Origin of the sequence: Mesorhizobium sp. 113-3-3 (assembly GCF_016756495.1) — a bacterium.
Lineage (GTDB): Bacteria > Pseudomonadota > Alphaproteobacteria > Rhizobiales > Rhizobiaceae > Mesorhizobium.
Genome location: NZ_AP023245.1, coordinates 148688 through 172392 on the forward strand (window position 1 = coordinate 148688; position 23705 = coordinate 172392).

The 23705-nt window shown below is 59.2% G+C and carries 21 protein-coding genes and 3 pseudogenes; 17 read left to right on the forward strand and 7 right to left on the reverse strand.

Going from position 1 to position 23705, the window contains the following annotated elements; translation table 11 throughout:
• The first annotated feature begins 73 nt into the window (after positions 1-73).
• Positions 74-373 (forward strand): DUF982 domain-containing protein, encoded by a 300-nt coding sequence (locus JG746_RS36400; RefSeq protein ID WP_199200631.1) that lies wholly within the window; start codon positions 74-76, stop codon positions 371-373.
• A 612-nt stretch (positions 374-985) separates the two neighbouring features.
• Here JG746_RS36400 and JG746_RS36405 read toward each other — a convergent pair.
• Positions 986-2521, reverse strand: coding sequence for an alpha,alpha-trehalose-phosphate synthase (UDP-forming) (locus JG746_RS36405; protein WP_244731053.1), 1536 nt, complete (start codon positions 2519-2521; stop codon positions 986-988).
• A 140-nt stretch (positions 2522-2661) separates the two neighbouring features.
• Between JG746_RS36405 and JG746_RS36410 the strand changes: the two are divergent.
• The 9 genes and pseudogenes from JG746_RS36410 to JG746_RS36445 form a co-directional block, all read left to right on the forward strand.
• Positions 2662-2976 (forward strand): annotated as a pseudogene (locus JG746_RS36410) (NmrA/HSCARG family protein); the annotation flags it as partial.
• Between the two features lie 263 nt (positions 2977-3239).
• The gene (locus JG746_RS36415) at positions 3240-3572 is read left to right on the forward strand and encodes a low affinity iron permease family protein (RefSeq protein WP_199200632.1); all 333 of its coding nucleotides are present in this window, start codon (positions 3240-3242) and stop codon (positions 3570-3572) included.
• A gap of 767 nt (positions 3573-4339) precedes the next feature.
• Positions 4340-4678 carry a hypothetical protein gene (locus JG746_RS37560; protein WP_244731055.1) on the forward strand — a complete coding sequence of 113 codons (339 nt, stop codon included), beginning with the start codon at positions 4340-4342 and terminating at the stop codon, positions 4676-4678.
• Positions 4648-5076: a cupin gene (locus JG746_RS36420; protein WP_244731057.1), complete on the forward strand. Its 429-nt coding sequence runs from the start codon at positions 4648-4650 to the stop codon at positions 5074-5076. Before JG746_RS37560 ends, JG746_RS36420 begins: the two co-directional genes overlap by 31 nt.
• A gap of 110 nt (positions 5077-5186) precedes the next feature.
• Entirely contained in the window at positions 5187-5462 is a 276-nt protein-coding gene (locus JG746_RS36425; protein WP_199200633.1) for a hypothetical protein, read from the forward strand.
• Between the two features lie 553 nt (positions 5463-6015).
• A complete protein-coding gene (locus tag JG746_RS36430) occupies positions 6016-6450 on the forward strand; it encodes a hypothetical protein (protein ID WP_199200634.1) in 435 nt (144 codons plus the stop codon).
• Positions 6447-7667, forward strand: a complete 1221-nt coding sequence (locus JG746_RS36435) for an NRAMP family divalent metal transporter (protein WP_199200635.1) — start codon at positions 6447-6449, stop codon at positions 7665-7667. The genes JG746_RS36430 and JG746_RS36435 overlap by 4 nt, the downstream gene beginning before the upstream one ends.
• Positions 7667-8026: a hypothetical protein gene (locus JG746_RS36440; RefSeq protein WP_199200636.1), complete on the forward strand. Its 360-nt coding sequence runs from the start codon at positions 7667-7669 to the stop codon at positions 8024-8026. Before JG746_RS36435 ends, JG746_RS36440 begins: the two co-directional genes overlap by 1 nt.
• A 2-nt stretch (positions 8027-8028) precedes the next feature.
• Positions 8029-8361, forward strand: a complete 333-nt coding sequence (locus JG746_RS36445) for a hypothetical protein (protein WP_199200637.1) — start codon at positions 8029-8031, stop codon at positions 8359-8361.
• Positions 8362-9276: 915 nt separating this feature from the next.
• Here the strand turns inward: JG746_RS36445 and JG746_RS36450 are convergent.
• Positions 9277-9465: a DUF3606 domain-containing protein gene (locus JG746_RS36450; RefSeq protein WP_199200638.1), complete on the reverse strand. Its 189-nt coding sequence runs from the start codon at positions 9463-9465 to the stop codon at positions 9277-9279.
• A 431-nt stretch (positions 9466-9896) separates the two neighbouring features.
• Between JG746_RS36450 and JG746_RS37565 the strand changes: the two genes are divergently transcribed.
• A complete protein-coding gene (locus tag JG746_RS37565; RefSeq protein WP_244731058.1) occupies positions 9897-10184 on the forward strand; it encodes a hypothetical protein in 288 nt (95 codons plus the stop codon).
• A gap of 1099 nt (positions 10185-11283) precedes the next feature.
• Here the strand turns inward: JG746_RS37565 and JG746_RS37980 are convergent.
• Positions 11284-11394: pseudogene (locus JG746_RS37980) on the reverse strand (YadA-like family protein); the annotation flags it as partial.
• A gap of 273 nt (positions 11395-11667) precedes the next feature.
• Here JG746_RS37980 and JG746_RS36465 point away from each other — a divergent pair.
• On the forward strand, positions 11668-12171 hold the full coding sequence (locus tag JG746_RS36465; RefSeq protein ID WP_199200641.1) for a hypothetical protein: 504 nt from the start codon (positions 11668-11670) through the stop codon (positions 12169-12171).
• A 773-nt stretch (positions 12172-12944) separates the two neighbouring features.
• On the forward strand, positions 12945-13289 hold the full coding sequence (locus JG746_RS36470) for a response regulator (RefSeq protein WP_244731102.1): 345 nt from the start codon (positions 12945-12947) through the stop codon (positions 13287-13289).
• Between the two features lie 86 nt (positions 13290-13375).
• Here the strand turns inward: JG746_RS36470 and JG746_RS36475 are convergent, their stop codons facing one another.
• Positions 13376-14386, reverse strand: coding sequence for a sensor histidine kinase (locus tag JG746_RS36475; RefSeq protein ID WP_199200643.1), 1011 nt, complete (start codon positions 14384-14386; stop codon positions 13376-13378).
• 1094 nt (positions 14387-15480) lie between these two features.
• Between JG746_RS36475 and JG746_RS36480 the strand changes: the two genes are divergently transcribed.
• A complete protein-coding gene (locus JG746_RS36480; protein WP_199200646.1) occupies positions 15481-15933 on the forward strand; it encodes a host attachment family protein in 453 nt (150 codons plus the stop codon).
• A gap of 37 nt (positions 15934-15970) precedes the next feature.
• Positions 15971-16339 carry a hypothetical protein gene (locus tag JG746_RS36485; RefSeq protein ID WP_342216577.1) on the forward strand — a complete coding sequence of 123 codons (369 nt, stop codon included), beginning with the start codon at positions 15971-15973 and terminating at the stop codon, positions 16337-16339.
• A gap of 535 nt (positions 16340-16874) precedes the next feature.
• Here JG746_RS36485 and JG746_RS36490 read toward each other — a convergent pair.
• Complete coding sequence (locus tag JG746_RS36490) at positions 16875-17153, reverse strand: hypothetical protein (protein ID WP_199200647.1); 279 nt, start codon at positions 17151-17153, stop codon at positions 16875-16877.
• Positions 17154-17563: 410 nt separating this feature from the next.
• Here JG746_RS36490 and JG746_RS36495 point away from each other — a divergent pair.
• Both JG746_RS36495 and JG746_RS36500 read left to right on the forward strand, forming a co-directional pair.
• Positions 17564-18017 (forward strand): annotated as a pseudogene (locus tag JG746_RS36495) (integrase core domain-containing protein); the annotation flags it as partial.
• A gap of 149 nt (positions 18018-18166) precedes the next feature.
• Entirely contained in the window at positions 18167-19888 is a 1722-nt protein-coding gene (locus tag JG746_RS36500; protein ID WP_199200648.1) for an OmpA family protein, read from the forward strand.
• A 449-nt stretch (positions 19889-20337) separates the two neighbouring features.
• Here the strand turns inward: JG746_RS36500 and JG746_RS36505 are convergent, their stop codons facing one another.
• Positions 20338-21294, reverse strand: a complete 957-nt coding sequence (locus tag JG746_RS36505) for a magnesium transporter CorA family protein (RefSeq protein WP_199200649.1) — start codon at positions 21292-21294, stop codon at positions 20338-20340.
• 725 nt (positions 21295-22019) lie between these two features.
• Positions 22020-23561: a Fic family protein gene (locus JG746_RS36510; protein WP_199200650.1), complete on the reverse strand. Its 1542-nt coding sequence runs from the start codon at positions 23559-23561 to the stop codon at positions 22020-22022.
• Between the last annotated feature and the right edge of the window lie 144 nt (positions 23562-23705).

Sequence of the window (23705 nt, forward strand, 5' to 3'; positions counted from 1 at the left end):
TAAAGTCTTGGGGCCTCGAAAACCGAGAATGCCGCAGAATGAGAATGCTTCACCCAATCGGAAGGAGTAACAAATGGCCAATCTGGCTTTCCTTGCTCCAGTGGCGGTCAAGACCAGTGACGTGATATACGACATCAACTCGGTTCGGGAGGCTCTGGTATTCTTGAACCAATGGCCGAAAGCCCGTCGGGACCGACTATATGCTGGCGCATTGAGAAGCTGTAACTCCGCAATTGCCGGGCAAATGCCGGCTGAAGAGGCCCGGCAAGCATTTGTCAGCTTTGCCACAATGGCAGGGGTGCTTGCTCAATCTGATCATTCCGCATCGGCAGGAGACGATGAAAGGAAGGCCGTGGCTCCACCCAAGCCCTGACCGCTCATCGCTTGACTCAACCGTAGGACGGCGCACTCCCGCTTGCCGGTGTGACGCGTATGAAGACCAAACCGTGCTGGTCAACCGGCCCGGGCCAGCCGCGGTAGCGCACCGCGACCTGCCAGGCGCGGTCGCGCCGCGGTACGCGGACGCTGGAGGCGCCATACAGCCGTCGGCGGCGCGTCTCAGCGGCGCTCCTTAAGCCGAACATGGGATGTAAAGCCGTTACTCAGCGGCGCGGCAGCAGCAGCACCCTTGCCGCAACGCCACGGCTAGCCGAACTCCGTCAGCTGCCTGCCGACTGTGGTCGTACGAGGCGGAGCACGAGGCTTGGGCTCCGTTCGTCGCCAACCTCAACAATCGGCAGAGCGACAAGGTCCGGCGGATTGTTCATCCGGGGCTGCAAGAAAATCGGATGCAACCCCTCTCCGCGTGGCGCTGCAAGTTCATGAAATTGCAACAGCGATAGTTTCATGGCGCTATTCCCATATATCTTCACCTGCACCGGCAACGTCGCAGAATGGCGCTCGTTTCATGCGCTGAAGAAAATCTCTCCAGAGAGCTGGAACCAGTGCGTGAAGAGGATGTCCGGTCGGCTCCCGCCAGCCTGGGCTATCGCCTGTTCGCCAGCGCCTCGAGAAATGACTTCCCCCATTGTGCCGCATCATTGCGCCGGATGCGCTCGATCAGAGCACGATGTCTTGCAATTCTTTCCTCAAGCGGCATGGTCAGCGCTTGCGCTATCGCGTCAGCAACCTCGTCGACCGCATAGGGGTTCACGATCAGGGATTGCGCGAGTTCTTCAGCGGCGCCGGCAAAACGCGACAATACGAGTACCCCGGGATCGGCTGGATCCTGGGCGGCGATGTATTCTTTTGCGACGAGGTTCATTCCATCACGCAGGGGCGTGACCAGCCCGACCTGACTGGCGCGCAACAGACCGGCCAGGCGCGAGCGCGGAACGGTGCGGTGGATGTAGCGGATCGGCGTCCAGGTCAAATCCGCGTATTTTCCGTTCACGGAGCCAGCGGTTGCCTCGAGCTGCGCGCGTATTTCCGCATAGGCTGCGACCTCTTCTCGTGTGGGCGACGCTATCTGCAGATACGTTACCGCCCGCTCGTGTTGAGGGTGCCTTTCGAGAAGGCGTGCAAAGGCCTGCATGCGGCCGGGTAGTCCTTTAGAGTAATCCAGCCGGTCGACGCCGATGATCTGCTTGAGACCGAGAATCTGGCGGCGCATGGAATCGATCTGAACATCCTCCGCGGCATCATTAGCCATGCGTGCGAAGGCGTCGACATCGATGCCTATCGGAAAGCTTCTCGTCAGGACGGTTCGGCCATTGATTTTGGCTTCGCCGTGGATGTCGAAGGTGGTCGAAGCTGTCGCGCGAACGGAGCGTCGAAAATTCGTTACGTCCGTCGCGGTCTGGAAGCCCAGCACGTCGTATTGTAGCAGATCAGCGATAAGTTCTCCATGGTCAGGCGTGGCTGCGAACAGGTCCGGCGGCGGGAAAGGAATATGGAGGAAAAAACCGATCCGATTTCCCAATCCGAGCCGCCGCAGCGCCGCAGCCAGGGGGATAAGGTGGTAGTCGTGAACCCAGATCAGGTCATCATTGCCTGATAGCAAGCACGCGAGCGCCTGGGCAAACCGCGCATTGATCTGCCTGTACGCTTGCAGAAACTCGCTGCGGTGCTGTACGAGGTCGAGCCTATAGTGGAAGAGCGGCCAAAGCGTACTGTTGGCATAGCCGTTGTAGTAGAGCGAATACTCCTGCTGCGGCAGCGTCAGTGCGGCCGTCTCGATCTTGCCGACGCGTTCGAGGTGGATGAGCGGTTCGTCGCTCGCGGTTGAACCATGGTGCCCTTCGCTTGCCCCTAGCCACAGCCCTCCACGCTCGGCCAAGGCGTCGAGGATGCCCGCTGTAAGCCCGCCGGCTTGTGCCACATCGCGTACATTGCCGAGCCGATTCGAGACGACAACCAGACGTCGCGATCTGGCATCATTGGTGGTCTGTCGATCGCCCAACGCGGCCTCACGCTTTGCGAAATCGCAAACCGTCTGCGAAGCCTCGTCATGGGTTTCGTTCGGTGGCTGCAACACGAGAAAATCCTGAGCCTGAAGATCGCCTGAGAACGGTCCGCCCATGCGATTGTTCCACGCAATTCGTTTCGTCCCTTCCATGGATGCGCCGCACCAGTACGCGGCTCAATTCTGCGGTTCACGGTCCCTAACGCATCACCTCGGCTTGGCCTTGATACGACCAGCCCTGGCCGGCCCACTTCATCGAACAGTCCGCAGAGCTGCTCGACCGGATCAACCTCGTCGGCAGACGCTGACTGAGACGGAGATCCTGCCGTCTTGTCCGACGTGTTCGCGCGCCCGATCCATTACGGTGGCGATAATGCAAAGGGGTTTGAGCAAAATCTGAAGCAGTTCCTGCCCGCCTGGATGGCCTGCGGCATGCGCCTGATGGGCGAGCGCTTCGTCACCAAAGGGACGATGCCTGAGGCCGGCGACGTCGGGGGCCCGACTGCGCTTCTGGGAGCCCACTGCGCCCGTATCGCTACTTCGCCTCGGCAATCTCAGCGGCCGTTTCATAGGAGGAGTTCGAAAGGTCATCCCACGGATCTCTTCAACGGACGATGCGGCGACAAAATCTGAAGCGGACCTCGCGTTAACGCGCTAGTCGGATCGATCCAGCGATGAGTGCCCGGCCAAACGCTCGTTGCGTTCCAACACCCTGATCGGCCTGGCAGGCATAAGGGATTTACTTCGATCACCGGATGGGCTTGGGAAGCTCGCTAAGGACGACGGAACCAACATCCCCCAAACTGGTTGAAAAAAACAAGAATGGAATCGGGAAATGAATGCCTCCAGCATCATCACGCAAGCCGGTACGCTGACCGCGAGGCCATGGGCATTTCTGATCCTGGTCGTCTACGCCGGGCTGTGGATTATTTTCGATCGCAGCAGCTTTGATTGGCACGGCGCCGCGACATTGGCCACTTGGGCGATGACCCTTTTCATACAAAGAGCAGAACACCGGGACACACAGGCCATACAGTCAAAATTGGACGAACTGTTGCGCGCTAACAGCGCGGCCAGAGACGAACTGACACAGATCGACCAGAAGGAACCAGAGGAGATTGAGCGCCAGCGGGAGGCTGAGCGGCCCCAAGCGGGGCTTGGCATGTAGAGGCGCCTTTGCTCAGCACTATGGTTTACGGCCCCATCACAGCGCCATGGGCTATGCCCATTTTGGGTGGCAGCCGCTCGGGGCCTTGGCGTGGAATCGCGCTCCCTAAATCACGGGGCCGCGTTTGCCATGGATCGCCGGCAAATGCCCCCTAAGTGGGCCGGAAATCTTCGGCCATTCGCCATGGGTGCGCATACTGGCAATGCGATGCGGGCCCGGCCAAGCTTCACGCCCATGCCAGCAGCGCGAGGGGATTCTGCCGCCGTATGTAGCCGGTGGTGAAAATCAGGTCCGTCACGATCTTCAAAAGGCCCGCCACCGATCGGCAGCGGGCAAGGGTTTGGAGTGGCTAGGGATCAACCCAGCACGACGTCAACGAGCGACGGCGCGTGGGCGGGGCAGTTTCCACATCCAAGGCAAAGGTTTTCAGCGAGGTTTGGCGTCCAGCGTGTAAAGGTCACCGCGGAGTTTGCAGTCGCAATCCGAAGGCTCGCAGCTGCGATTGATCTGCCGTGAACTGAACCCGAATGACCGACGCGGGAGGGGAATGCCGGTGAAGCTTCCTCAGTCCCACGTCGGCCACCACGGCTTCTTGAGGGGTTGCCGCCCGCTAAATATACAACACCCCGAATGGCAGGCAACTCGTTGTTAAGAACGTACAATGCGCGGAAGACACGGTAAATGGATTTGGCGGGACCGAGGGCCCCGCGCCGAGACTATTAGTCAGGTCGTCGGGCGTTAAGCGGTGCCGGACGTCTGAGCTGGCCATGAGGCCTTCAACGTCATTATTCTTCCTCATTCCCTGTCGGGAAATCCACCAGATTCAGCCCTTGCATGCGGGGAAACTGGACATCGGCCTGCCAACGCGGGAGGAGCCGGCGGAACTGCATGTTAAACATGAAACGTGTTTGAAACTATTCGCGGAGGCCGCATCGATGAGCATTTTGAAAACCACCAAAAAGGCGATCAAGACCGGTTTTGCAACACCGGGTAAGGAGGAAGTCGCCGCCCTCGTGAGGCACCGAAAATCGAATGAGTTCCGGTTTCATGACGGTCTGGTGCCCAATCATCCATCATGGCCGCTTGTTTTTATCGCGGTGCGGTGAAGCTGCCGGAGAGGCTTGATCCGGCGGCCGTCATGGAGGTGATTTTCAAAACAAACGGTTGGGGCGATAGCTGGCGAAATGGCATCTATGACTACGTCCACTACCATTCGCAAATACACGAGGTCCTAGGGGTGGCGCGCGGGACGGCCAAGGTCCGGTTGGGCGGCAAGAAGGCCGGCGACGTGCCGATTCTCCCTGCCGGGACCGGGCACCAATGTCTGTCTTCATCCGATGATTTTTTGGTTGTCGGCGCATACCCTCGCTTCGGCACTTACGACGAATGCGCCACCAAGGACGAGCACGATGATGCGGTCGCGACCATCCCAACCGTTGTTCGTCCTCGTAAAGACCCCTTATATGGAAGCAAGGGTCCCCTGATGACGAGTTGGAAGCGCTAGGGTCTCGGACCAGCAGAACACGTCTGGCATACGACGGGACCGCAAGCAAGCATCTGCGCAAGCCTGGCTTCTCGCGCGATGATGGCGGCGTTCACCGGATTTGCACGCCATTGAATGCCGGCAATTTCGTCGAACTGGCCGGTGCTGAAAAAATCTTCGCGGTTGATGCATATGGCCCATCACCCCCCAATGTCGAGAAGGTGCAAAGCCCGAAATTGAGCGGTGGGGCTTCAGCGTCGAGTCATTGGCAATATTCCGGCAGCCCAGTCCACATTGATGGAGATGGGGCTGCGGCCGTGACAGCTGGCGCGCTTCCCAAACTGATTTCGTTTGGGGGAGGGATTGGTGGTCTTGTAGAGAGGTTTCTGCCATGGTTTGCCGAATGAGGAAGGGTTTCAAGCTTCTTTTCGGGGAGCAGCTAAGCGGCGGCGAAAGTATTACTTTCAAAGAAGGAGACCGCCGGAAGATCCGTTACAACGCGATGGGATACCCGTACGATTCAAACAGCGATACGGCCGCCATCAACGCTGCGAAACCGCCGCCTCACACGGTTACGAAGCCGAGGTCCTGAGCCAGGGCATTGAAATGGCGAACGGAGGGGCAAGCTAGGATATTTGAAGGCTCAGGGTCGCCGCTGAAAAATTCCTAACGCCGACCAGGTCGAACGCCAAGGTTCCATCCGGCTAAATGACGCCCCTCCTTAATTGGTGATGCATGCTGCACGTTGGCGTGAATAGGTATCTTCCCGGTGGGAGCGGGTGCAACAGTCGAGGGTGTGTGGAGAGCTGTCGATCGAACCTCTTTAAACTTGTGCGTCAACGACGCGATGGCAGAGATGGAAAAAGCAGCGGCCTTCGCCAGAGGCCTCTTTAGCCTTTACGCGAGTAAGAGCCAAATCGCGCTGCGGAACCTTTTCAAACGCAATGCTTTACGCGTCAAATGGCACGCGTCGCAGCATCGTTCGCCAATACCGCCCTGTGCTTTCTGCTGGGCGCGTTGATGCTGGCCGGTCTAGCCGCCTGCTCTTCATCCAATGCTGGAGGACAGCAGGCCCAGACCGCGAAGTCTGCCGCGAATTCAGCGATCATGGTGATCGACAGTTGGACCGCCGGTGCCGTTCCTTCCTACTATGCGAAAGCCACGATGCGCTCGTTGGCCCAGACGTTAGTTGATTTTGATCGCCAACTAGAAGGGGCGCACGTTTCGGACTCCTCCAAACAATTGGCTCGGCAGCTCACGGCCGCTGCCCGGCGGGCCGAGGACGCCATCAGGAGCGGAAACCAAGCGCAAGCAGAGCAAGCCCGTCAGGATTTTCACACAGCCATTACCAAGTTCGGGGGTGCAGGTCCCGTAGATCAAGCTACAGCTCCATGAAAAAGTTGCTGGAAATCTCTCTCGGCGTGGTCACCAGCGTTGGCGGCTTCCTGGAGGTCGGTTCGTTAGCAACAGCGGCCCAGGCCGGTGCATTGTTCCAATTTCAGTTGATCTGGGCCATTCTCCTCGGCACCGTCTGCATCATTTTCCTCGTGGAGATGGCCGGTCGTTTCGCAGCCGTCAGCAAGCACACAATAGCCGACGGCATTCGCGAGCGCTTCGGCTTCAACGCGTTCCTTTGGCCTTTGGTCACCACGTTTCTGGTCAATTTCCTGGTGCTGTCTGCTGAGATCGGCGGGGTCTCCATTGCTGGCGAACTCGCCACGGGGATAGGCTTCCAATTGTGGGCCCTGCCGGTAGCCTTCATTGCGTGGCTCTTGCTGTGGAAAGGCACTTTCGGCCTGATTGAGAAAGGCGTTTCGCTGTTGGGGCTGGTAACGCTCTGCTTCGTCGCAGCGGCGGTTATCCTCAAGCCTGACTGGACGTGGGTCGCCGTCGGTTCGGTGCCCTCCCTGCCACATCACGACACGGCCACTTACTGGTTCATGGCGGTAAGCATTTTGGGTGCGTCCATCTCGCCATATCTCTTCATGTTCTATTCCGCGGGAGCGATCGAGGACAAATGGGACAGGAGTTATCTCGGTATCAATCGCGCCATTGCCGGGCTCGGCATGAGTTTCGGCGGCACGATCTCCATAGCCGTGCTTATCATTGCTGCGTTGGTGCTTGGAGCGAACGGCATCACCCAGGTCGACGATTACCACCAATTGCCATTGATGCTGACTGCGGTGTTCGGTTTCAGGGGCTTTGTGCTGTTCATTGCATCGCTTGGCATCGCCTGCTTCGGCGCCACGGTCGAAATCGCCCTTCAGCAGGCATACCTGGTCGCGCAGGGGTTCGGGTGGAATTGGGGTGAGGACCGCAAGCCTCGTGACGATCCAGGCTTCACCGCGGTCTATACGGTGACGATCTTCGCGGCCGCCATTCCGATCGCGCTCGGCCTTGATCCGCTCAAGCTTACCATCTTTTCAATGGCCTTTACGGCCGCCAGTTTGCCGTTGACGGTCGTGCCATTTCTCTTTTTGCTGAACGACGAGTCTTACATGAGCCAGCACCGCAACGGCGTTATCTCCAACGTGGCAGTGCTGTTTGTTGTTGCACTTGGCTTCATCCTCGCGGTTGTAACCATACCGCTTCAGATATTGGGAGGCAGTTGATGCGCCTTATACGCGATGTTTTGGACAAGCAGATTGTCGATCGAAATCAGGTCAAGATCGGGAAGGTGGACGGGATAGTGGCGCGGCTGAGACAAGGCAAGCCCCCAAGGGTCATTGCCGTCGAAATCGGCTCAATTGCGCTGGCGCGCCGCTTGGGACCGCTTCCCGGCCGCTGGATGGCCATTCTTGCCGCCAAGCTGGGAGGCGAACGGCACGCCAACCCTCATCGGGTAGCCTGGAGCAAGACTCGCGACATTGGCCTCGACATCGAGTTCGATATCGACGTGCGCAAGACTGCTATCTTTGACTGGCAGGTCTGGCTTCGCGACCACATCCTCGGCAGGATTCCGGGCGCTTGACGATGCATACCGTAAATCTCGACCAACTGGTGGGCCGGCGGGTCCTTTCAAAGGAGGGTCATTGCATCGGTCATCTGGAGGAGATCGTCGCCGCGGCACATGGCGACGAATTGCTCGTCACAGAGTACCATGTCGGTATTTTCGCGGCCTTTGAGCGTCTGGCCGCCTCGTCGATCGGCACCGCGATCCTCGACCTCGTTCGGATGCGACACCGCAAAGGCATTTATAGAATTCCTTGGGACAAACTCGACATCTCCGACCCGACACGGCCGACCGTTTGCATCTCAGAGCAGGAACTCGCAGCGCTTCAATCCAGCCCTTCAGTCAAACGCTGAGGCCCCGGTCTGGGGAAGCTGTGGAGATGATGTCGTCGCCCAGGTAGCCATCGGGCTGTAAGGCTGCGAAGAAGACCGAGTCACTTGGCTACGATAAACCGTGCCGGTACCCCCGGAAAAGTGACGTACGGGGGCGAGCTAGCGACCGCGTTCGAAACAGTTCTTTAACCATGTCATTACGGCAAACACTTTATCGAGAACATTCCAGGTCGCAGAAGGTTGTCGGCGAGTCTGCAACAAAGAGGATAAGCCCGGCCATGCACCGTCTACCTATCGCGACGGCGTTTCTGATTTCCTTCGCGACGGCCTACGGACTATGCGTCTGGGCAACTTCTGCTGACCGGGTTGACCTTTTTCAGGCTCAAGCGTCACCGTTGGAGATGCGCGGTTTCAAATAGCTGACAAGCCGGAACTGGGTGTCTAAGCGCGCATTGATCTGGGGCCTGAACCGTAGAGTGACCATGGACGACGGCCTGCGCCGGAAGCTGAAGGAACTGGGTGCCAGCATGCTAGTCGGGTGGACGAACTTGCGTTGCCCGGTGGGAACACCGATTTTCCGCACTGATGTCAGGTATCGCCGTCACGTTGGAGGCGCTTCTCGTTATAGCCGAAGAAACCGGGGCCCCGCGTTCCGGGCCGACTGTAGCGCCGGGCTTTGACTAAAGACCCGCGACAGTCGCGCAGGCTTACGGGGTCGACGAGGTGACATGTGCCACGGTCTCTCGCAGCTTCGACAATGCGTCGCCCAGCGAGCCATTTTGCCCAGATCGAAAGCTTTTGCATAACGTGTGCGCACCTTCGCTTCGCAGTCTCGGCACTTCGCGCTCCGATGATACGGAAGCCACCACAGGCCCCTACCATATGGGGACCTGGAACTTCGTCGCCACCTCGTTCCTCGTCGGACGGGGTCTCTTGTTACCGGCTCTTAAGGGCCTCGGCTTCCCGTTCCAGCGTCTCGCGGTCGTTGCCGTGCTTTGCGATCAACTGCCGAACCTGCGGGATAGACAGGCCGAATTTGCTCGCGAAATAGCCGACCTCGTATTCCTCGTCGCCGCTCACGCGGCTTCGATCGTGATAGCCAAGCTTGTTCTTGTCGTCAGGCATGATTTCGGGCATGTCGAGCAGCCTCCGCAAGGCGACGGTTGGATTCACGAAGTGAAGTTCGACGGCTACCGTTCGCCGAGACGGGACGAAGATCTACACACGAAACGGCCATGTCTGGACGGCGAATATCGCGGCCTGGTGCAAGGCTGGCCCGGCCGTTGAAAGCGCCCTGGTCGACGGCGAGATCATCAGGGTTCGTCCGACTTCGGCGAGCTGCGGAAGCGATCGTGCGTCGCCAGCATGATCTCTATTTCGTCGCCTTGGACCTGCCTGCACCTCAATGGCCATGATCTGCGCGACGTGGCGGTCGAGGAGCGGCGCGAGATCCTGGCCAGCATGATCGAGCCTGGCGCCCGGATTCAATTCAGCGAGCCACTACCGGGCGGACCAAGGCAATCTTTCATCTGCTCGACAAGGCCGGCCTCGAGGCAATGGTATCGAAGCGCCGTGACAGCAAGGACCGCAGCAGCCTTTCGACGAAGTGGCTAAAGGTCGACGAATACGAAGTGCTTGGCTTCGAGCTTGAAGTCGGCAAGCTTGCCTTCGCCGTGATGGCCGATCCGGCGACCTGCCGCTATGTCCGGCTCGGCCTTCGTCACTTCAGCCAGGGTATCCGCGAGCGACTGTGGAAGCGGGTCCAGGAGCATGCCGGGCCGGCGACCGAGGGTATAAGCGGTCGGCGACGCAACGGGTCTAGTCCGGGATCATCGGCCGCCTGAAGCACTTGCGCGGCGAAGAGGATTTGGTACGCTTCGCTGCAGAATTTCCGGGGGAGGATTAATCGGCCGATGGCCTGTCCGGAGTGCCGATGAGCGAAGGCAGGCTTTCTTGATCCCTTCCCGCGACAAACCATTTCTCCGTGATGCCGGCGCCCTTGTGCTTGTGCTTGAAGAAGATGAGTTGATCAGTTGGGACCTGGGAGGTCTTGGGCGAAAGCCGGATATCTCGGCGCAACAACGAGGTCCTAGATACTCGTTGGCCGAATGTCGTAATTCTAGACATCCCCCTAGCGCGGCCAAAGCGTCTAGTAGCAAAGAAACTTCTTGCAGACGGCGCGCCCTTCGTTGTGCATTCGGCTCTGGCACCGAAAGAGGTCGACAACGCTTTCCGATAGCGCACGTTCCTAGTCAAGCCTGCGGGAATCCTCGATATGGTCCGTGCGGTCACGAAATTGACGGACCAAGGAACAATTTTCGCAAGCGATAATTTCCTATGTCAGTTAGCCAGGGAGGCTATCTTGACCCAACGACGGATCGACAAAGAGCGCATCGAGCGCGCCGATCGAGAGGCGAAGCGGTTAGTCGAAGCGGAGACGAAAGCGCGAAATGCAAAGACAGCGCGATTGCGGGCGCTACGTCTTTCGGCACAGCCCGCGGAGACCCTAACTCCGGTTAGGAGGCGGCGCGCCCCCGCCAAAAAGCCGTCGCGGAAAGTTATTGAAGTCGAATGAGGCAACACGGTCGCGGATCATGCCCTCATTCGATTGAACTCCGCCGCATTGACGTCGATTAGTCTGCTGTAGCGTTGGACGGCGGACATGAGGTCTTTTGTGTAGAGGCTCGATGAAACCTATCAAGCAAACCCGTTGCTGCGAGCCAGGGTCTCGCGGACATTGAGTTCCAGCGCCTTATCGAAGATCGGTCTTCGATCGGCCAGCGCTCTGTCCGCCATGTGCCCGCCGCAGACGAAGCTGCGTGGAAGGCTGCGCGAGCCAACAACTATACCGACCAGAAGCTCAGCCAGCTCAATACCGACATCGAGGGCATTACGCGACGAAGCCCGCCAGGCGGCGGCGATAGGCCTGGCCGCGGCCTCGCTGCGGCCCGTCCTCGTCGTGTAGCCCGCGCCGAAGACCAAGGCGCTCGAATCCCGCCAGAAGCCGCAGCCCGCCGCGACGCTGAGCTTGCCGGGACGGTCGTCATAGCGCATCCGTGGCAACGTGTCGGGCGCGGCCGCCGGCGGTCATGTCGGCGTCGGCGCCGGCATCGCCTGCGCATACGGAGCAATCGCATTCTCGTTGATGTCGCGGGGTCGGCTCAACAACGGGCGGCTGCTGCTCCAGTTGGACCGTCATCGCCCTCGGAAGTTGATTACGCTTTCAAGGCGCTCGGCCGCTAAGGCGCATCCTGATCTGGCCCAGTCGTCTTGGGAATATAATCTGTTGCTGATGGAACGGAATCGCGGGGCTACCCTTTTCCTGTCATGGTACGTTTTCTGCTCAGCCTCATTCCGGTCCTATTTTGCACCACACTTCTTCAGGCCCAGGCGTGGCAGCAGTTCGGCCTCCGGCAGTTCGGTTTTACTTTTGATGTTCCGCCGGGTTTTGTCCTGACGCAGCGTTCGGACCAAGGCGCGGCTTTTCAAGGCCAGAACGATGCCTTCCTTGCTGTCTGGGGTGCTAGACTCGGGATCGCCAGTTTCCGTTCCGAGGTCGAGCACCGCATGATTGAGGACGAAAAGGTCGGATGGAAGCTGACCTATCGGCGAGTTACGCCGAGGTGGGCGAGCTACTCCGGCATTAAGAATGGCCAGATTCGATATGTCCGTGCTATCGAGCTCTGCGACGAACGAGCCGCACTCTTCACCATAAATTACAGCAAATCGGAAAAAGTCCCGTATGACCCGGTTGTTGTTCGGATGGTCCGATCCCTGCAAGCGGACGGTTGCAGGACCAAGCCTGCGAAGGTTTGGACTAAGTACCATTGAATAACGCAATAGTCCTACGCCCCCTGAATAGGCGGAACGACCTAGGCCTTATTTAGTTGTTTCTCTAGATTCAGAGAAACAGGTGGATGAAGGCGTTGGTCGAGCGCGTTGGTTGCTCGCACCAATTTTCGTGACAGCCGTTAGCTTTCTGGTGGTGCTTGGCTGACATCTCATGAATTGGCGCAGCCACGTTCCTTACTGCGCTTCCTGCGCTGATATGACCGCCAGCCACCGCGGTGGCCGCGGGCGTCGATAGCGGTGGAGCTTCATTCGGCAACCTGCCCTGCAAGGGCTGTCAATTATTGTCGCTCCGCCTGGATGACGGGGTCGTGAATTCGTCGACGAAGTCACTTATTTGGCGGCAACTCTTTTCGGGTATGAGATGTTTCTCATCTGCGTGGCTGCGTGGCCGCGGAACAAAAAGGACTGTCCCCATCCCCCGAACCATCGAACTGGCTGCTGCGCCACCTTGATGCAAATTCATGCAGGCTGGGGCCGCCGATCGGCTCATTTTTAGATCGGTGTGTTGCTCGGGTCGAAGAGGAATTGACCGCGTTCATCGCGACAGCCAATAAAAGCCCGCATGCGTGAGGAGCGTCGGACGCGAAGCATCACCTGCCCAAATCCAAATCCCTTGCCCGTTCAGTTAGTACGGCGCGAACTTCAGCTCTTGGCGCTAAATGCCTGTAGTGCAAGTTTTTGTGAAGCGATCTGGGCGCAACAGAGTTGTGGACCGCCAGCATCATTTTGGCAGCGGGGTCCAATGCCACCTAGTGTTGGTTGTCGAGGACGAGCCGCTAATCCGCCTGGACATTGCGGATTTCCTCCTCGGCGAGGGTTTTGAGGTCTTGGAGGCGGCCAAAGCTGATGATGCAATCGACTTGCTCGAAACCAATCCCCAGATCAAGCTCATGTTCACCGATATCGACATGCCGGGGAGCATGGATGGCATAAAGCTTTCTGCCGCTGTGCGAGACCGCTGGCCACCCATCAGGATTGTAGCGCCGTCAGGCCATCGCGCGGTGTCGGTCACGGACCTTACGAAAGGCAGCCTGTTTTATGCCAAGCCGTATGACAACGCAGCCATAGCGGCAAGTTTTCGCGACCTCTCAACTTGACATGGCCGCCCTGCCAGTTCTTCCGCCTCCATGGCGTGGGCAGGTCGGTCTCGATCACCAGCTTCGACCTTTGAAGGCGAGCGCGGTTATTGTGCGAGGCGCTGCGGCTGGATTTTCAGCGTGACGACCAGGCCATGTTTTGACCAGTCATAAGCGATCGAGCCGCGCAGATGCCCAGTTACGCTGCGCTCGACCAATCTGCTGCCGTAGCCGGGCGGACCTGCAGGTGCCTCAACGAGCGGTCCGCCGCTTTCTGTCCAGACGATGGTGACGTCGTCGTCATGCGCCGAGCAGGAAACGTCCAGCGTCCCCGTCTCGGTAGACAACGCCCCGTATTTGAGAGAGTTGGTTGCAAGCTCGTGAATGATAAGCGCCAGGATAGTTGCCGATGATTCACCGACGCTCATCCTTGGCACCGACACCCTGATGCGGCCGCTAAACGCTCCAAGATCGTCATAAGGCGCCAGCAGTACCGTAAGCAGGTCGCCAAGCAGCGCCGAGGCGGCCTCCGTCTGGCCGGGCACCGGCCGTACCAAATCATGGGCTCGCCCCAGCGCAGTCAACCGCTGTGTAAGCTCGCGCGCCATGTCATTGGTCGTCGTCGTCGAACGCGAGGTAATGGCAGTAAGGCCGGAGGCTATGGTCAGCAGGTTCTTGACGCGATGGCTCATTTCGCCGGCCAGAAGCTCGCGGCTTTCTTCCGCCTGTTTGCGGCCGGTCACATCAATGAAGATGCCAAACATCAGCCGCTGGACGATCCCTTCGTCGTCACCTTGACCGCGCGCGGAAATCCATTTGAGTTCGTCGCCGATCATGATCCGGAAGTCGATCTCATAGGGCCCGACAATCGCTCGCGTGGCATTGAAGGCCGCCCGCACTCGGTCGCGGTCGGCAGGATGGATGTGGGCGGAAAGGTCTTCAAACTTGACGTCTGTCGTGCGCGGTACGCCCCAAAGGTCATAGGCGCGGTCATCCATGGCCAACGCGTCGCTGTCCACGTTCCACGACCACAGGGCGACCCCTGCGGCTTCGATGGCTCGGACCAGGTTCTTGGGTTCCCAAAGCAGTGGTTTGAGATGTTCCGCGGTTGTCGTCATGAAAACTCACAAAGGGGGCTAAGGACAAACTCTGATGCTGTGAACCAGAAGCTGGCGTTTCTATTAGCTCAATTCATCCAGCATATGAGAAAAATCGCAGATCATTTGCCCAGTCCTCGCGCCGCGAACCGGACATGTGCACGGCCGGTTCGCCCGTAGTCCCAAAGCACCTGGTCCTCACGCCAAGGTGGCGATGCGGGGTCCGGTCCAGCCTGCTTGAGCCGCGAGCCGGCGCACTCTTTACAGGGGCGATGAAATTCACTGCCGGTATGATGGCCTATTTTCCGTCGATGAACGGCTTCCTGGCAATCGTTGAGGGACCCTGTCTGATTGCGGCGCAACGAGTTTCGACCTGTCGAGGAAACATGGGCGTTCAACAATCAAACGGCTAATTCACTGCACGACGACATCGTCAGGCACTGAACGCCAGCCTGCCTAGGTTGTGGGCTGTCCAGCATCCCCATCATCAGCCTAGCCGGCGCACTCCTTCCGCACCATTGCCAGATCCCGGCGTCTCATCGCTGCGCCTTCAGTATTCTGGCCTCTCGCAGATCCACGACCATATCGGTCAGTTCGCGCCTGGGCTTGCCTAGTCCCGGTTTCGCGGGCCAGGAAGCGGATGAGAAAGTCTTCTTGCTCGTCCCTATCTCCACGATCCCCGTCGTTTCTCCTCGGCGATATATGACGATTTTAACTGTTCTACAGAACGCCGCGATGAAGCGCCCTCGTTGTGCACGCCTTGCACGGTCAGCCCGCCTCCTCCTCAGCCGCCAAAAACGCCTGCCGGCATTCTCCACCTCGTCCTCCGAACCCAGTGAGCCAATGCTGGCCTGCAACGCGTCCCGGTGCTCTTGAGGCCACTTTTCCATCAGCAACAGCGCAGCCTCCGTCCATCTCTCAGCGACGGGGCGCAACGACATTCGTTCCAGCGCAACAAGCCCCCGTGCGATTGGGGGCTTGCGGCCGGTCGGCGCCGCTCCCCGGTCGGCGGCATGGACAAAATGCCCAGGTCCAAGGATCCATTATAGACTGACGTCAGCAGGCCTTCAAACCGAATAGCCAACGGCTGGCGCAATCTCGGAGAACATTTGGACATGGATTTTCCTAAAGGCGCGACCGTTGCTGTGGCCGATGGCGAGAGGCTCAATCTGTTTCGCAATGCAGGAGACGAAGCCAATCCAAAGCTGATGGCCTCGGTCGTGGGTGACGTGGCAAACGAGAACAAGGGATCGGGTGCGCGTCATCTGAGCAGCTCCGCCAATCCGGACAATAGTCAGGTCGAGGAGAACAGTTTCGCAGCCGGAACGGCCGATCTGCTCAACCGACAGGTCCTCGGCGGACAAATCGCCAACCTGATAATCATCGCCGCTCCTCGAACGCTTGGCGAACTGCGCAAGCACTATCATCAGAAATTATCGGACGTTCTGGTTGGCGAAATCGCGAAGGAGCTCACCGGCCATTCTGCTCGGGAGATAGAGAAGGCAGTGCCAGCGCCTAGGGCGCATCATTCGACCGAAACTCAAAACTGTATCGCGCCCGCGCTATGATCGTCTTTTCGCCTGCGCCGAACTGAAGGACTTTATCATGACAAAATCCATTGAATGGCTAGCCGCAGCGGTGCTCTGCATTGCAGCGCCTGCTCAGGCCGCTGACGGCGCCTTTTTGAAATCGTTTACCGGAAGCTGGGCTGGCAAGGGCACGGTCAAGGTCGACGCCGATTCCCGACCCATCAAAATCAACTGCAAATTTGCATCTGACGCGACTGACAGCTCTTTGGCGCTTAACGGCAAGTGTACAGGGTACGTGGTTTTCTCGCGGGCGATCGGCGCCGACGTCAAGACGAATGGCAAAACCTATACGTGCAAATACACCGGATCGAGCACAGGCCCTGCTGGCCTCAGTGGCAGTCGCTCAGGCAACGCACTGGTTCTCGGCATCATTGGGCAAAGGTAGCTAATTGGCGACCGTACGGCCCAGCTGAGGCTGGAAAAAGTTGGCGACAATCGGATGCGCTTGACGACAGTCGATAAGGACCCGGCGACAGGCAAGACCATTGATCAGTCGGATTGATCTCAGTCGCTCCTAGCGTCGGTTCGCCAAAATCCGGCGCCTCACTAGCTGAAGGCGGGTGGCCGGGCCGACTATTACGTCAGTGCAAATCAGGTCCGCGACTTTGACAGCTTCAAGGTCATTCATTTGCGCGGCTGTCTCAACAGCCACGGCGTTCGTATTGGCTGCTCGTGGCCCGCCGATGCCACTTACTACCTGCTACTGGCTCTGTTCCGGCTTTTATGCCTTGGTAGGGTTTGTAGCAGATCAATAAGCGTAGGAGCACAGGGTAAGATTTTGGGACTTGACGGGTAGGGCAGATTCCGGAGCGAAGGGCCCGCGTGTCCACTTGGCAGGCGATCAGCCGCGTGAGCAGCCTGCGAGTTGATGAAGGCGGACTTGGTCCGCCTTCATCGTTCGGCGTTGAGGAACGGCTAGGTCAGCCGCCCATCTTCTTCGCCATGGCGCAGAAATCAGCGTGCGACTTGTTGATCGTGGTGTCGCCGCAGTCTTTCAGCACTGCCTTTTGTTCATCCGGCTTCATCGCCGCCCACGCCGTCTTGAAATCCGCTTCCGACTTCAACGTTTTCATGCCGGCATCGGTAAAGAACGGTGACATTTTGGCCGGATCGTCGAGTGCGGAAGTGTTACCAGCGAGGGCCGAGCCCGTCATCATTGCGAGCGCCATCGTGCCCATCGTAAGCATTTTGATCTTCATCTCAATTTCCTCCGTCTAGTTCGACACGCGCAAAACGCGTGACCTGAGAATAAACGTCGGCCTCTGAACTCTGTTCCGGCATAACGCCGATTCCTCAATCGAACAGCCGTCTGACTGGAGGAATGGCGATGCAGTCCGCGTGCAGGTCGCCACTCATTGGCTGAGCGGCAGACGGCGATTTGCCTATCAAAGTAGCTTGCGCCCAAAGTTCAGCCGACACCGCGCCTCGGCCAGATCGGTCAGCCCAGCGGCAGCCGCCGCAAAAAGCCCCTAGACCACGCCGCTGCCCTACGCTTATATGAGCGCCTACCTCTTCCGCGATCAAAGCATATAAAACTGCGGCCCGTCTGGTAGCCAACCTCGGCGGCGGACCTCATTTTCCGCCTTGGCCGGCCCCCAAGTTTTCCGGTTCTATCGGGACGAGCGATCGGGCGCCGATGCTGGTGCCGCTGAGGCCCGACGAGCGCTGGTCGCTTAGTATGGGAGTTCACCGACGGGCGACGCTTTCGCATCTTGGCCGTCGTCGACGACGGCACGAGAGAGCCTGGCACTCATCGTTGATACGTCTCTCTCGGGCATGCGGATTGCCCGCGAATTAGGCCGGCTCATCACCGATCGCGGTCGGCCGAGGATGATCGTCAGCGACAATGGCAGCCAGTTCACTCGAACGCCATCCTTTCCTGGCGGATCAGAGCCGCCTCGAATGGCATTACGTTTGCGTCCGGCAAGCCGATGCAGAATGGCTTCACCGAGAGCTTCAACGGCCGACGGCCCGATGAACTGCTCAACGAGACGGTGTTTCCCTCGCTGCAGGCGCGTGTAGCCATCGCCCTGTGGTGCGCCGACCACAACACCGCGCGGCCGCTCTGCTCCAAATCGCCTGGCGGCAACTTGCGGCCCTCTTCCGAAGTATCCCCCTCGTTTCTGTTGGGGGAGCTTATCATTCGGAACGAGCGGAACGAATGTGGCAGTGCCCAGTTTGGATAGCGACGGGACACCAACGGAGAATTCAAATGACACGCCGACCAAAGATTTTGGCCAGCACCGCACTGGGTTTGCTTATCGCCTCAGCACCGTTCGGGGCCCCGCTCAGCAGCGCAGCCTTCGGTACCGCACGCGTCGCATCAGCACCGCCTGTTTTTATCAAGCTGAAATGTAAGGAGGGCGAGTCCGCCGAAGCCTGCGCGCTGAGGCAACAGGCTCCTTCCGAAAATGCTGCTCCTCTTCCAGCGACCGAACCACAGCCTACTCCAAAGCCAAACGGGGCAGCCCCGGCGTCCGAGGCAACTCCAATTCCAGAACCAACCCAGCCGGTTGAACCGTCCGCGAAAGAACAGCCTGCTCAGCCGGCCGCGCCGGCGCCTTCGTCCCAGCCTGCGCCGGCTGGCGAGCCTGCCCCGGCCGTCGGCGAACAGCCGGCAGTACCGACGAACAAACCCGAAAAGAAGCCTGCCGCCGAGGAGCCTGCCGCTGAGCACCCCGCACCACAGCAGCCCGTGACTGGAGGGCAACCTGCAACCGACCAGCCACCTGCTACATCTTCCGAAAAGCCAGCCAATGGTGAGCCGCCGGCGCCCTCCCAAAGCGAAAAGCCAGTCCAGGGCGCGGCGCCGGCAGATCCGAACGCGGCACCAATCCTCGACAGCGAAAAGGATGCAAAACGTCCGGGCAAGGACGGCAAACCGCCTGCTCAACAGAGCGACGGCGGTCAGAACCCCGCGCCCCCGGCTACCCCGGTAGATGGCGGACCACCGCCTGCAGACGACCAGGCAGCGCAGCAGGAGATCAAGCCTGAGAAGATCGTCCCGGTGACCGAGGAAAAGGGCACCCGCCGTGACAAGGCGCCGGATATCCAGGCGCCGGAGCGTCCGAAAGGCGCCGATGTCCTCACGAAAATTGGCGGCCGGTTCATCATCCAGTTCAACAACAGGACCATCGTCGAAAGCAACGAAGCACCGCGCATGAATCGTGGTGCCAAGGACGTGTATTACGAGGACCTGCAGGACGGCCGCACACGCGAGACGATCGTTCGCGACAACGGCAACCAAATCGTCACCATCCGCAACCGCAACGGAGACGTCATCCAGCGCTCTCGCATCACGCCGGACGGCCGCCAGTATGTGTTAAGCTATGTCGACGAGAGGTATTACCAGGACGTGCAGGATTGGCGCGATCCTGGAGATGACTTGCCGCCGATGCGGCTAACCATCCCGCGCAAGCAATATATCCTGGAGTCGGATTTGGTAGAGGATCCTGGCGACTACTACACCTTCCTTGAACAACCGCCCGTGGAAAAGGTCCAGCGCCTCTACTCGGTCGACGAGGTCAAACGCTCGGCGCGTGTGCGCGACATCGCCCGGCGTGTTGATCTCGACACGTTGAATTTCGAGACCGGTTCGGCGGCGATCTCGGACAGCGAAGTCAAAAAACTGCAAGGCGTGGCGGACGCAATGGAGCGGCTGCTGAAGAAGAACCCGGCGGAAACCTTCTTGATCGAGGGCCACACCGATGCGGTCGGCAGCGACAATGCAAACCTGGCATTGTCCGACCAGCGAGCCGAGGCAGTCGCCGAGGCCCTCACCAATGCCTTTGGCATCGCGCCAGAGAACCTGACGACCCAAGGCTACGGCGAGAGCTACCTTAAGGTGAATACGACGGGGCCCGAACGACAGAACCGTCGTGTCGCTATCCGCCGCATCACGCCGCTGGTGGCGCCCGTCGCCAGCGCAAACTGACAACGCGTCTCACGACGCGGTGGAGAGGCCCAGTCGCGAAACCTTGCCAGCCAAGCCGAACCGGCTCGGCCTCTTCTGTCGACCGAAGATGCCTGTCACCTAAGAGCGACGGGCACCTTAGGCCCAAGCTATCGGCTCCTATCAAAATGCCCGGCCGAGCTGGCCTCCGGCGCGCGAGCAGGCGTTAGCAATCGCCCTGTAGACCGCTCGACCACAGCAGGAACGCGGCATCCTCGCAGGTCACCAACGAGGTAGCGATTTTGCGATTTGCGCAATTCCGGGCTCTTGAGGAAAGCCTCTTCGAGCTTGGTATCGGAACGACGGCGAGCAGCGGTTGGAGCGACAGAACATTTCTGACTTCGCCCTGTCACAGGGAGCGAAATCCTCAAACCACGTCATATCAGGCTCGGAGGGAGCCTTGCCACTCCCTCCGCATGAATGGACGTCTCCTAGAACCAACCCCGCCATTTGAACCACGCCAGCGGAATAATTGCGCTGAGAGCGATCATTCCCAAACCATAGGGATAGCCGAAGGCCCAATCGTATTCGGGCATGCTCTTGAAATTCATGCCATAGATGCTCGCCATCAGGGTTGGCGGAATGCCGACGATCGAGACGATGGTGAGGATTTTGAAGATGTCGTTTTGCGCAATGCCGATTAGTCCAACCATTGCGTCGAGCAGGAACTGCACCTTGTCGGAGAGATGGACCTCGTAATTGTCGAGCGACGCGACGTCGAGCTTGAGGCCATCCATACGGGACGCGAGTTCTCCATCGCCCCAGCCCGCGGTCATCCCGCAGGCAAAATCGATGGCGCGTCCAAGAGCAAGTAGCGCATCACGCTTTTCCGAGAGAGCGTCACCCAGCCTGCCAACATGGCGGAGCTGCGCGCGAATGACATTGTTTGAGCGGATCGCCTTGCGACCATGGCTGTCCGGTACATGAAAGGCGGTTGAAGAAAGGGTACGAAGGTCCGTCGCCGCCTGCTCAAGGCCGTCGGCGAGGCGGTCGACAAGCTCATCACAGAGATCTAGGAACACCTCAAGGCTCGAGGTCGGCGGCTCTCCCGAATCGGTGAAGCGTCCAGCAACTGCGTCAAAGGCCGGCAAAGCCGAGAAGCGAACAGTGATCAAGTGGTCGCGCGAGAGCACAAAGCCGAGGGGAGCAACCAGCGGCGGGCCTCCTTCGACATGGGTGACCATCGGAACGCTCATGGTAAGCACGCCATCGCGGGCCTTTAGTCGGCTAGACGTTTCGATCTCGCTGAGATTTTCCCGGGTTGGGACTGCAACGCCGGCCATCCCCTCGACCTCTTTGACCTCGGCCGTGTCAGGGTCGATAAGATCCAGCCAGAGCGCCTTTTCAGTCGCTTCCGGGGCGCTGGCCTGAGGATAGATGCTCAACATTTTCGGGAGTGCGCTAAAAGGCGGATCGCGTGGAATGGTCTTTGGGCGAGTAAGCCAAATCGAAATGGAGTTCCGTGCTCCAAGGCAGGCTTCTAGCCATTTGTAAGCCCTTTGCGTGCCGGCCGATTACCAATTCCGCTGGCCCCTGCCGCTATTTGAACGAGCGGTTGCGCTTTATGTTCCAGATCCTCGCACCCTGGGAGTTGTAACTGCGGCGTAAATCGTCTTTGGAACGCGTCACTTTGAGAAAAAGTCGCGTCGGCTATCCCCAAGTGAGCATACGCCTTTGAATCGCGCTCCAGAAGTCCGTCCCGCAACTCCCGGCGGTGGGCGGCGGGCGTACAGGTGGAGACTTTAAAGCCCTCCACGCTGTGAGTATGACGGCCGACATGACCTGGATCCGGGCACTGGGTTCTGAGAAGCCCGATGCCTATCGTGACGCATTGATCGCATGAAAGAACCCGCTGCCGGGAGGAGGTGGCAGCGGGTCCGACATCAAGCTTGCCACGGGAGGAGGGTGTTGACCTGCAACGGTTAATCGAGCCAGGTCGCGCCGCCCGCACCGATCTGATTTTCGAGCCCGGCGGGGACAGGATGCGGATGCTGACCTGTCGGTTTCGGCCGATATAGTGGGCGCGGCCGCGACTCTCGAAGTTGTCTGAGATGCGTCATCGAGGGGCTGCTGTCGCGTGGACAAACAGCATTCTCGTCGGCAATCCGCCATCTCAATGCTGTCTTCCGAATGTTTCTGCGTAAGCGGCTTCGATGCGGCCAATCTCATCAGTCGTCAGGGCAACAAACTCCTTCGTTTGCGCGCGCTGTGACAGCCGCCCGTCGTTCTGGGCGAGGAATTTGTGTAAAAGCTCGACCTTGCCCACCGGCATGTCGACGATCTCCTGGACCGCCTGGTTGAAGGCATCGAATGCCTGGAGGAACCAAACCTCGTGCGGTAGGTCCTCTTCGATGGTTTGCTCGACACAGGCGTAAAGGAAGGCTGCGTGCGCCGTGGCATCGAAATACCGATAGAACGGCATTGTGTCGTTCAACACCTCGACATTGCCTGACGCCGTCGGGCGCCATTCAATATATGGAAGAAGCGGCCTCGAGTAGGATTCCAATACGGCGCGATATTCATCGAGCCTGCGCAGGATCGCGGCGCTCACCGGAAAGGCCAGTCCCGGCGGACTATAAGCGGCGGCTGCAAGCGCGTGGTGGATGAGCCAGCGATGCAGCCGCCCGTTCCCGTCCACATAAGGGTGAATATAGATAAAGCCGAAGGCGAGGCAAGCGGCCGTCACAACCGGATCCATGCCACCACGCGTCGCCCGGTCGGAGAAGGCCGCAAGGCCGTCGATCAGATCCGAAAGATCCTCGTGGCGCGCGCTTATGTGATCGGGAATGGGCAGATTGCTTTCGCGATCATGGACACCCACGAAGCCGCCATCGCGTCGCAAGCCGAGTCGAACGAAGCGATCATCTCCGATTACGATGCGCTGGAGACGGTTGAGCTCTTCGAGGTTGAGCGGTCGCGTTCCGGCCTGTGCAATTGCCTGGCCCCAGCGGGCGGCGCGCGGCCCGGAGGGGCGTTCGCCCTCGATGGCGAAGGACGAACGTGAATCGTTGAGGAGAATGAATGCGGCCGCGCGTGCGATCAGATCCGGTCGAACCCGCCCCATGGCGGCTCGAGCTCGCTCGCCCAGCGCCTTGCCGGCCATCTCGACAAGCCCCGCCGTCTTGGTGACCAGAGGACAGAAGGTTGGCGTCCCGGGCAGATTGTTGACGATCTTGTGCCGGGCGGAAGGATCCCCCTTGCTCAATGCGAACTGCTGGTCCGTATCGATAATGGGAACGAGACGGACCTTGCCCGGATCTGCAATCTCAAGTGTCTCTCCTGTCAGCCATTCGTATAAGAACCACAGGCGCCGCGCGAAGGAACCGGTTGGCGCGCGACGCACAATGGTTTCAATGTCGGCTGCCTTGATCGCGCTGAAAAGCTGAAACAGGACTTGGAGATCGACCCCTTCGTAGCGGAAGGCGAAGATTAATTGGTTTTCCAAGGTGGGCGGTGGCCGATGGCGTGGCGTCAGCAACAGCCATTCGTCAGTCGATTGTGGATGATGACGCTCGGCAATGGCCGCCAGACGTTGTGGAAGCGGCGCTGCCAGCTCATAGTGCTCAGCCAAAGCGGCATATCCGGCGGGTTCACCTGGCTCCGGCAAGGGGCGGCCGCGAAAGTCCGTCACCGGTCGCGTAAACCACTCACCCATGCCTACTCCTGTGAACCGCGATCACCGGGTCCAGACCGGGTTGCGTGTTTCATTCACCGTCTGCGAAAATCGATCACTATCATCCGAAAGTGTGAAAATCAATCTCCAAGTGCGCCGTTAGATTTCCGCAAGGTTCGCGTCATG

Excerpts from the sequence above, each read along its gene's own strand:
- JG746_RS36400 (WP_199200631.1), top strand. The coding sequence starts at position 74 with ATGGCCAATCTGGCTTTCCTTGCTCCAGTGGCGGTCAAGACCAGTGAC.
- JG746_RS36405 (WP_244731053.1), bottom strand. The coding sequence starts at position 2,521 with ATGGGCGGACCGTTCTCAGGCGATCTTCAGGCTCAGGATTTTCTCGTG.
- JG746_RS36415 (WP_199200632.1), top strand. The coding sequence starts at position 3,240 with ATGAATGCCTCCAGCATCATCACGCAAGCCGGTACGCTGACCGCGAGG.
- JG746_RS37560 (WP_244731055.1), top strand. The coding sequence starts at position 4,340 with ATGAGGCCTTCAACGTCATTATTCTTCCTCATTCCCTGTCGGGAAATC.
- JG746_RS36420 (WP_244731057.1), top strand. The coding sequence starts at position 4,648 with ATGGCCGCTTGTTTTTATCGCGGTGCGGTGAAGCTGCCGGAGAGGCTT.
- JG746_RS36430 (WP_199200634.1), top strand. The coding sequence starts at position 6,016 with ATGGCACGCGTCGCAGCATCGTTCGCCAATACCGCCCTGTGCTTTCTG.
- JG746_RS36435 (WP_199200635.1), top strand. The coding sequence starts at position 6,447 with ATGAAAAAGTTGCTGGAAATCTCTCTCGGCGTGGTCACCAGCGTTGGC.
- JG746_RS36440 (WP_199200636.1), top strand. The coding sequence starts at position 7,667 with ATGCGCCTTATACGCGATGTTTTGGACAAGCAGATTGTCGATCGAAAT.
- JG746_RS36445 (WP_199200637.1), top strand. The coding sequence starts at position 8,029 with ATGCATACCGTAAATCTCGACCAACTGGTGGGCCGGCGGGTCCTTTCA.
- JG746_RS36450 (WP_199200638.1), bottom strand. The coding sequence starts at position 9,465 with ATGCCTGACGACAAGAACAAGCTTGGCTATCACGATCGAAGCCGCGTG.
- JG746_RS37565 (WP_244731058.1), top strand. The coding sequence starts at position 9,897 with ATGGTATCGAAGCGCCGTGACAGCAAGGACCGCAGCAGCCTTTCGACG.
- JG746_RS36465 (WP_199200641.1), top strand. The coding sequence starts at position 11,668 with ATGGTACGTTTTCTGCTCAGCCTCATTCCGGTCCTATTTTGCACCACA.
- JG746_RS36475 (WP_199200643.1), bottom strand. The coding sequence starts at position 14,386 with ATGACGACAACCGCGGAACATCTCAAACCACTGCTTTGGGAACCCAAG.
- JG746_RS36480 (WP_199200646.1), top strand. The coding sequence starts at position 15,481 with ATGGATTTTCCTAAAGGCGCGACCGTTGCTGTGGCCGATGGCGAGAGG.
- JG746_RS36485 (WP_342216577.1), top strand. The coding sequence starts at position 15,971 with ATGACAAAATCCATTGAATGGCTAGCCGCAGCGGTGCTCTGCATTGCA.
- JG746_RS36490 (WP_199200647.1), bottom strand. The coding sequence starts at position 17,153 with ATGAAGATCAAAATGCTTACGATGGGCACGATGGCGCTCGCAATGATG.
- JG746_RS36500 (WP_199200648.1), top strand. The coding sequence starts at position 18,167 with ATGACACGCCGACCAAAGATTTTGGCCAGCACCGCACTGGGTTTGCTT.
- JG746_RS36505 (WP_199200649.1), bottom strand. The coding sequence starts at position 21,294 with ATGTTGAGCATCTATCCTCAGGCCAGCGCCCCGGAAGCGACTGAAAAG.
- JG746_RS36510 (WP_199200650.1), bottom strand. The coding sequence starts at position 23,561 with ATGGGTGAGTGGTTTACGCGACCGGTGACGGACTTTCGCGGCCGCCCC.